The following is an 8732-nucleotide window of genomic DNA, read 5'->3' as shown; positions in this document are numbered from 1 at the left end:
CTCTACCACTGAGCTACTGCGGAATAATAAAGACAATTTGTATCTTATAAAATTTCTTATCGTAAGTCAAGATGTTTTTTCTCAACATCTTGTACAAACGTGACATGTTTATAATATACTGGATTGCGTTTTCACTGTCAAGATGTTTTCTTTATCAGGTTCAGTTTCCCTTTACACTTTCCGCAGACATATCTTTTTGTATTTATTTGACGTCTTCTTACATATTGAAGCAAACAGCCCATACATTCATACGTATAAACCTTTTTTTCCTTCTCTTCATTAATTATTCGTTTACAGAAGCGTGGCGCATCAACTTCTTTTAACAATTCACGAAAATCTCTATCCCGGTGCTTATAGCCCCTTCCTGTAATATGTAAGTGATAATGACAAAGCTCATGTTTAATGATTCCGACTAACTCTTCTTTCCCATACATTTCGTAATATCGATAATTCAGTTCAATGTTGTGTGTATTCAATAGATAACGTCCACCAGTTGTACGCAACCTACTATTGAACATAGCTCTATGTAAAAATGGCATTCCGAAGTATTGTAGTGATACTTCTTCCACCAGACGCTGTATTTCTTGCTCATCCACTCTCATTCCTCCTAAACTAAAAAATATTTTTACACTTTTCTCCTCCCTTATACATATATTAAATAGTACATATACCCATCCTCATTCAAGAAGCGTGGTTTCTAAAAATATAGCATGAATAGAAATCCACTCACCAACCTCTCATCAATAGTACCTTACATTTTTGAGAGTAGGATTAAACAAGGAGGGATTCCTATGCCTACGTGGCTAAAAAAACAAATGCAACGCGCATATTTTGAAAAAAACCGGTATCAAATTAAATTACTAAATGAATGCTGGTTTTATTATAGCAAAATACATCAAAGCTCATAATCCATTACACGTTTTATCCCATAAAAAAAGAGCAGTTTCATCTGCTCTCTTCTCTTACTATTCAATCGGCAACATGGATAGTGCAACGCGACCTTTTTTCGTATCAATATCATCTACCCATACCTTGACGATTTGTCCGACAGATACAATATCTAACGGATGCTTCACATACTGTTTGCTTAGTTTAGAAATATGTACTAAACCATCTTGTTTTACACCTACATCAACAAAAGCACCAAAATCAACAACGTTACGAACTGTTCCTTCCAGTTCCATACCACGTTTTAAATCTTCTAATTTCAAAATCCCTTTTTTCAGAAGCGGTTTAGGCAACTCATCCCTCATGTCTCGCTCTGGACTAATGAGCGCATCTATAATATCAACTAATGTTGGCTCCCCAACTCCCGTTTCTTGCGATAACTTAGAAATCTCCACTTCTTCTAAGCTCTTTTGTAATTGCAATTGCCCTACGTCATCTTTTGATAACCCTAGACTCTTCAATAACAATTCAACATTTTTATATTGTTCTGGATGAATACCCGTTCGATCTAACGGATTTGCCCCTTCTAATATACGTAAGAAACCTATGCATTGTTCATATGTCTTCGCACCTAGACGCGGTATTTTCTTTAAGTCTGTTCGTTTTGTAAATTTCCCTTCTTCTTCACGCTTTGCCACAATATTTTTCGCAACAGTTTTCGATAAACCCGAAACATATTGCAATAACGCAACTGAAGCTGTATTTACATTCACACCGACTTGGTTAACTGCCGTCTCTACTACAAATGTTAATGATTCATTCAACCTCTTTTGAGATACATCATGTTGGTATTGTCCAACCCCAACTGATTTAGGATCAATCTTCACAAGTTCAGCAAGTGGATCTTGCAGACGTCTCCCAATAGAAACAGCACTTCTTTCTTCAACCTGTAAATTCGGAAATTCCTCACGAGCTAAATCGGAGGCCGAATACACACTCGCACCAGCTTCGTTCACAATAATATAGAAGACTTCTTGTTTCACATTTTGTAATACATCAACTATAAATTCTTCCGATTCTCTAGAAGCTGTACCATTCCCAATCGCAATCATTTCAACTTGATATTTATCTATAATAGAAAGAACTTTCATTTTTGCATCTTCATATTTACGAACAGGTGGATGCGGATAAATAACATCAATATATAGAACCTTCCCAGTATCATCTACAACAGCTAATTTACAACCCGTTCTATATGCAGGATCTAAAGCTAACACAACCTTTCCTTTCATTGGAGGTTGTAATAACAAATTACGTAAGTTCTCAGAAAAAATATGTATCGCTTGTTCCTCAGCTGTTTCTGTTAATTCTTTTCGAATCTCTCTTTCAATGGAGGATTGAATTAATCGTTTATAACCATCCTCAATTGCTAACTTTACATAATGCGCACTTTTAGAATCGTTATCACGAATTACTCTCTTATATAAGAAAGTTACTATCTCATCTACTGGTGGAACAACAGAAACTCTCAATATATCTTCTTTCTCACCGCGATTCATCGCTAATACACGATGCGGTACTACTTTCTGCAACGGTTCTTCATAACTGTAATACATTTCATATATATTCTTTTCATCTTTCTCTTCATCTTTTACGGACGAAGACATAACACCTTTTCTAAAAGTAACATTCCGAATCCAACTACGATAAGCTGCTTCATCTGAAACGATTTCTGCAATAATGTCTTGGGCACCTTGTAATGCTTCTTCTGCAGATTGCACTTCTTTCTCTGCGTTAATAAACTCCACTGCCTTCTGATTTGGATCTTCTTTCTTATATAACAATAACCATTCAGCTAACGGCTCTAGTCCTTTTTCTTTTGCAATCGTTGCTTTCGTTCTTCTTTTCTCTTTATATGGACGATATAAATCTTCTACTTCTTGCAACTTTACAGCTTTAACAATTTGCTGACGTAACTCTCCTGTCAGTTTCCCCTTCTCATCAATAAGACGAAGAACCTCTTCTTTCCTATCTTCAAGCTGCATCATATATTGCCATCTCTCTAAAATTGTACGAATTTGCACTTCATCTAAAGAGCCTGTCCATTCTTTTCGGTAACGAGCAATAAATGGAACTGTGTTACCTTCTTCTGTTAATTGAATAACATGACGAACTTGCTTTTCGGTAAAGCCTAATTCCTTCACTAACATTTTCATTAACGCTTGTCGATTATCTACCATTTCCATATACAACCGTAACCTCCTCTATAATAAAAAAAAGTTGCCCTGTAAAGAGAGCAACTTAAACTGCCGATTTAAAAATCTATTAGTCCTAAACTAATTTGTAGCGCTTCATCTACACGAATCATCATCACTTCATCTAAGTGAGTGATTTTGTCCGTTAAGCGCTGCTTATCGATTGTTCGAATCTGCTCAAGTAAAATAACAGAATCTCTCTCAAAACCGTACTTTTTCGCATCAATTTCCACATGAGTGGGTAATTTAGCTTTTTGAATCTGTGCAGTAATAGCCGCTACAATCACCGTTGGACTAAAACGATTTCCGATGTCATTTTGAATGACAAGAACCGGACGAACGCCTCCTTGCTCAGAACCAACAACTGGGGAAAGGTCTGCAAAATACACGTCGCCGCGTTTTACAATCAAAATATTACCCCCCGCTAACTAAGCGTTCTACTGTATGAGCTGCTTCATACTCTGCTAAGAAAGCTTCCGATGCAATACCAAGATTAATTTTTCCCATTTCAATGTACCCACGTCGCATTGATTCATGTTGGTAGCGTTTCTTCGTCTTATGTTGACGCAATAACAGTTGTGTTGCCTGGCAAATTAGTTCATGGCGATTCTTATTCTCTTGTTTTCCAATTCCGTCCAATTCCGTTACCATTTGCTTTGGCAACCGAACCACGATTTCAGTAGTTACACTTGATTCGGACACAAAAATACACCTCCACCGTCAACTACACACCCAAATATATATATGACACCTATTGTAATAATACCATTGTATGGAGCCTGTTGCAAAGACTTCCTTATTCCTTGCTTATGTTTTCCAATTCACAAACAAAAAATTCATATTCTTTTATTTTTATCTTATTACAAACAAGAAACGAAAGAGTTTCCCAGCAAAATTTACGTTAAATTATGTTAAAAGTAATGATAAGTAAAAAGCTTCTCATCAAAAATGAGCTTATTCTTAACCAATGAACAGTCCTCTCAAATGACAAGAAGCAAACCATACTACCTTCTATATATTGTTCAAATAATTGATTACTTCTACAACCTTGCCGTGCCGTATGAATATTCTCGGCACTCGGAAGCTTATCGTTGCAATAATTTCATAATTAATAGTCCCAGAATATTCAGCAACCTCAGTAGCACTAATATACTCATCACCTTGTTTTCCAATGAGTGTAACTTTCGTACCAAGCGGCACTTCACAAGGAAGGTGTATCATGAATTGATCCATTGTTACTCGACCTACAATCGGTACCCTTTTACCATTTATAAGCACTTCGAACCCTTGTAATCTTCTAAGCCATCCATCTGCATATCCAATCGCAACAGTTGCAATCCATTCTTCCGTTTTCGTTCGGTAAGTGACATTATAACTAATCCCATCCCCTTTAATCACCTGTTTAATATGAGCAACTTTCGTATGCAGTGATAGCGCTGGTTCTAATTTAAACGGTAAAAAAGGGCGTATTTCTACAGACGGAGATAACCCATACATCGCAATGCCAATTCGTACTGCATTAAATGTAATCCCTTGAAAACGTAGCGTTGCAGCACTATTAGCTGTATGGACAAACTTAGGATCCACTCCGAACTCTTTCAACCAACTTAACTGCTGCAAAAATGTGTTATATTGCTTATCAAAGTAAGAAGTCTCCACCTCATCCGCTGTTGCAAAATGTGTATAAACTCCTTCTAATTCTAAAAATGGCGCACCTTCTAAACTCTTTAAAAATGATTTTAATTCTTTTCGTTCGCGTATTCCAATTCTCCCCATACCACTATCGAAATTAATATGGTATTTCATTGTAGATGAACCATCCCAAAGTTTGATCGCTTCATCCACCCATTCTTTTTGAAAAACAGTTAACGCTACATCATTTTCAGCAGCTACATTGACATCACGAGGCGGGGAAGGACCTAACACTAAAATCGGCACAGTAATACCAGCCCTTCGAAGCACTAGAGCTTCATCTAAAAAGGCAACCGCTAACCTTGTCGCCCCTGCTTCTAATGCCGTTTTAGCTACCGGTACATAATCGTGTCCATATGCATTCGCCTTGACTACAGCAAAAATCTCTACATCACTTGGAATGAAATCTTTAATGTGTGTAATATTGTTATAGATCGCATCTAAATCCACTTCCACCCAAGTGTCACGGTAAAATGGTGCTTCTTCCATAAATACACTTCCTTATACACGATATGCGAAGCTTATTCTTTTATATGCTTCTTTTATGAAATCCACCCTTCAAACTAAGAAAAGACGTGGTGCACATATATCACCACGTCTAAGAAGTTTACTTCACTTGCTTCTCTGTAACTGAACGAGCAACCATTAATAGCTCCTTCGGCTCTAAACCTTTAGACACGAGCATATATTCTACTCCGTTATGCGACCACGTTAAAGAATCTTTCGTCAATGCCCCAATTGTAAAGTCAAGATCAACCAATTCTCCGCTCACACTTATCGCTGACGAAGCCTCTGCAACTTTTGCCTTTTCTTGTATCAAAGTAAAGGATTTCTTACTTCCAGTGTATGTGAGTATCGCACGCTTGCCACTGTCTGTCTTCAACTCTTTTTCATCTTTCAAAACCATACCTTGCGGCGTATCACGCGGATACAAAATAGCAAATGGTTTGTCTTCTTTCGCTGTTGTTTGAACATCTACTTGCGCTCTAGACATATTTTGTTTCGTATCAAATGCACCTTTATCAAATTTCGCATCAAATTTCACTTTTGAGAAATCTACTTTCACAAGAACATTTTGATCATTATCCATTAACTTCACCGAAACTGGTGTTAAATCACTTTTCTTCAATGTAATCTCTTGTTTCGGCAACATGTTTTGATGTTGATAGTTTGTTTTTGTTTTAAAAATATAATACTTATCTGTTTTTTCAAAAGTAAGGTTTTTCTTATCCTGCAAAATATCTCTCACAAGGGATTCATATAAATAAGCCTGGCTACTATTTTGCGGCCAATCACTTTGGAAACGGAAACTCTTATTAAGTGCTGGCGTTAATACAAATACCCCTTCTTCATTTCTTAAAATAATTTGGCTTTGATCTTTTTTCGCATTCTGCAAATTCACACGATAAAAAGAAGGTTCCTTATGCCATATTTCTACCTTGTACTCCTGAGGCTCATTCCCTGTTTTAATAGATAATTTTGCTTCAGCTTGATAACTTTTCATCCCTTTTACTTTCGCCTCTAAATCTCTCACAACATCATCTTGTTTCTTTTCCATACAACCCGCCAACACAAAAACGGTTAATAAACCGACAAGAACTAAAAACAGACGCCTTTTCATCACTTCAGCCCCTTTGCCCCTATAAATGAATGGAAGATGTACCTTCCTTATCGCTACATCAAATATATGAGACAAAGATATAAAATATGCAGACTAGCGTGACGAGCTTTCTAAAACAACTTGAGCAACAGCAAATTCCTTACTATGACTAATTGATAAATGAACAATATGCTCTGTACTTGTAACGAGAATCGGCTTACCTCTATCATCATTCCTTACTTCAATATCTAAAAAACTTACTTCTTTTCCAATACCAGTTCCTACCGCTTTTGAATACGCCTCTTTCGCTGCAAATCTTCCAGCTACAAACTCTGTAAGGCGACTTCCCTTCAGCTCCTTAGCAACATTACGTTCACTTTCAGTTAAAATACGCTCCATAAATTTAAGTTTTCCATCTAGCATTTTTTCAATTCGATTCAATTCAATAATATCGATTCCAATCCCTACAATCATTTCAAAATCCCCTTCTTCTATTTAGCTTTCTTTTTTCATATTGTAAGAATAACAGAGAATCTTTCTGATGCAAAAGGAGTGATACTCACAACATGCTAATACCTTCTGCCCGCATTTCCTTACAACCAATCGTCATCGCTTTACTTCTCATACAATTAGTCATGATTATGTTAGGCGACTTTCTTCTCTTTCCCATGGCATCCTACAATGAATATATCGCTAAAGGAGAATGGTGGCGTCTCATAACTTCCTTACTTGTACATGTAGACTTACAACATTTCCTTTCTAATAGTATTTGTTTATTTGTGCTTGGCTCTTCTATTGAAAAACAACTAGGGCACTTTTCTTTCATCATTATTTTTTTCCTTTCTGGAACTCTTGGAAATATTTCTTCTTATCTCATTATGCCTCTTGAATATATTCATGCCGGGGCATCTGGTGGTATTTTCGGATTGCTAGGTGCACAATTATTTCTATTGTATAGTCGATATCGTTCTTCCAATCCAAGAGACATTGCTATTTTTTCAATCATGATATGTATATTACTACTATTCACTTTCTTCAATCCCTCCGCTAACCCTATAAGCCATTTAACAGGATTGATTATTGGTGGTATTTGCACTCCTTTATTAACAAAAAAATTCGATGGTGCAGAGCTTATTTAATATAAAAGCTCGCACCATCGACAATTTCTACATCTGTTTGTTTACTTAAATCTCTCATTAGTTGAAATAAAGACTCATCCTTCTTCTTCGCTTCAATCATACAATCAATTTGCGGAACACTTCCCTTTATCTTTTTTAAAAAAGATAAAAAAGTATCTACATCAATAAAGTCCGCATGCGCTCTCGGGTCTTTTCCCTCTCTAGGACTAGAAATGTGCATTTTCACTGGTAACAAAGACGATTCCCACGTATGTACAACACGCGCCCAATCTTCATGCCAATCTTCTCGATCATTATTCATCATATGGTGATGCAAATCAAACACGACTGGAATATCTAATTTTTCACCTAAATACAATGTTTCTTCTAAAGAAAAGGTCGTATCATCATTTTCTAATATGACCATCTCTTGGATACTTCTTGGAACACTTGACCAATTTTCTATAAAGCGTTCTAATGCGAGTTCCTTATCTTTATAACCTCCACCCACATGTAATACGCATCGTTGCTTATGTTCAATCCCCATACCTTTTAATAATTTTTTATGCATCTGCAATGTCTTTACAGATTGTTTAAAAATATTCTCTTCAGGTGAATTCAGCACAACGAAATGATCTGGATGAAAATCAATACGCATATTCATTCGAATAGCGTAATCACCTAGTACTTTTAAATTTTCTTTTAAGGGGCGAATATAGTTCCACTCTAACAACTCCTCATGATTCGCTAAAGGAACAAGCTTGGAACTAAGCCGAAAGAAAGATATATCATGCCCTTTATTATGCTTTAATAACCGTAAACAATTTTCTAAATTCGAATTAGCAATTCTTTCGAGTTTACGAATTGCAGCCTCTCGATCACCAATTCGTTGAAACTGCGCATATGTCATCGTTTGAGATGGAGATGCATTCTTTAAATGTACACTCATCGCAACATATCCAAGTCTTACAAGCATGTAGCACCTCTTTTCTACACAAGTTATTATGTAGTATGTACAATTACAGAAATAAAAAAAGAGAATGCCAGCAAAGGGCATTCTCTTTTTTATTAAGCTTGTGGACGGCTATGATGTTTTCTTTCGCCACGTCCATTTGAAGATCCAGGGCGACCTTGACCTTCACCTTTACGACCACGGCTACCACCATCACGATTGCGATC

At 36.5% G+C, this 8732-nt stretch carries 10 protein-coding genes; 2 read left to right on the top strand and 8 right to left on the bottom strand.

Going from position 1 to position 8732, the window contains the following annotated elements; translation table 11 throughout:
- Positions 1–137 precede the first annotated feature (137 nt).
- Complete coding sequence (locus GFJ36_RS01160) at positions 138–596, bottom strand: SprT family protein (protein WP_000344252.1); 459 nt, start codon at positions 594–596, stop codon at positions 138–140.
- Positions 597–791: 195 nt separating this feature from the next.
- Between GFJ36_RS01160 and cmpA the strand changes: the two genes are divergently transcribed.
- Positions 792–908 (top strand): cortex morphogenetic protein CmpA, encoded by a 117-nt coding sequence (gene cmpA / locus GFJ36_RS01155; RefSeq protein ID WP_001143642.1) that lies wholly within the window; start codon positions 792–794, stop codon positions 906–908.
- 57 nt (positions 909–965) lie between these two features.
- On the opposite strand, the gene GFJ36_RS01150 is transcribed toward cmpA, so the two are convergent.
- The 6 genes from GFJ36_RS01150 to acpS form a co-directional block, all read right to left on the bottom strand.
- Positions 966–3134 carry a Tex family protein gene (locus GFJ36_RS01150; RefSeq protein WP_141542686.1) on the bottom strand — a complete coding sequence of 723 codons (2169 nt, stop codon included), beginning with the start codon at positions 3132–3134 and terminating at the stop codon, positions 966–968.
- Between the two features lie 68 nt (positions 3135–3202).
- On the bottom strand, positions 3203–3553 hold the full coding sequence (gene ndoA / locus GFJ36_RS01145; protein ID WP_000635963.1) for a type II toxin-antitoxin system endoribonuclease NdoA: 351 nt from the start codon (positions 3551–3553) through the stop codon (positions 3203–3205).
- A 4-nt stretch (positions 3554–3557) separates the two neighbouring features.
- A complete protein-coding gene (locus GFJ36_RS01140) occupies positions 3558–3845 on the bottom strand; it encodes an antitoxin EndoAI (RefSeq protein WP_000004570.1) in 288 nt (95 codons plus the stop codon).
- 309 nt (positions 3846–4154) lie between these two features.
- The gene (alr, locus tag GFJ36_RS01135) at positions 4155–5324 is read right to left on the bottom strand and encodes an alanine racemase (RefSeq protein WP_098230758.1); all 1170 of its coding nucleotides are present in this window, start codon (positions 5322–5324) and stop codon (positions 4155–4157) included.
- A 118-nt stretch (positions 5325–5442) separates the two neighbouring features.
- The gene (locus tag GFJ36_RS01130) at positions 5443–6393 is read right to left on the bottom strand and encodes a LolA family protein (RefSeq protein ID WP_142293521.1); all 951 of its coding nucleotides are present in this window, start codon (positions 6391–6393) and stop codon (positions 5443–5445) included.
- Positions 6394–6549: 156 nt separating this feature from the next.
- Entirely contained in the window at positions 6550–6909 is a 360-nt protein-coding gene (gene acpS, locus GFJ36_RS01125; protein ID WP_000635044.1) for a holo-ACP synthase, read from the bottom strand.
- Positions 6910–7001: 92 nt separating this feature from the next.
- Between acpS and GFJ36_RS01120 the strand changes: the two genes are divergently transcribed.
- Complete coding sequence (locus tag GFJ36_RS01120) at positions 7002–7574, top strand: rhomboid family intramembrane serine protease (protein WP_088061743.1); 573 nt, start codon at positions 7002–7004, stop codon at positions 7572–7574.
- Here GFJ36_RS01120 and uvsE read toward each other — a convergent pair.
- Positions 7567–8529, bottom strand: coding sequence for a UV DNA damage repair endonuclease UvsE (gene uvsE, locus GFJ36_RS01115; RefSeq protein ID WP_048542883.1), 963 nt, complete (start codon positions 8527–8529; stop codon positions 7567–7569). The two genes, GFJ36_RS01120 and uvsE, sit on opposite strands and share 8 nt — an antisense overlap.
- Positions 8530–8732 lie beyond the last annotated feature (203 nt).

This window comes from Bacillus sp. EE-W1, from assembly GCF_009760835.1.
GTDB classification, from domain to species: domain Bacteria; phylum Bacillota; class Bacilli; order Bacillales; family Bacillaceae_G; genus Bacillus_A; species Bacillus_A wiedmannii.
This window is presented reverse-complemented; position numbering and strand designations above follow the sequence as displayed.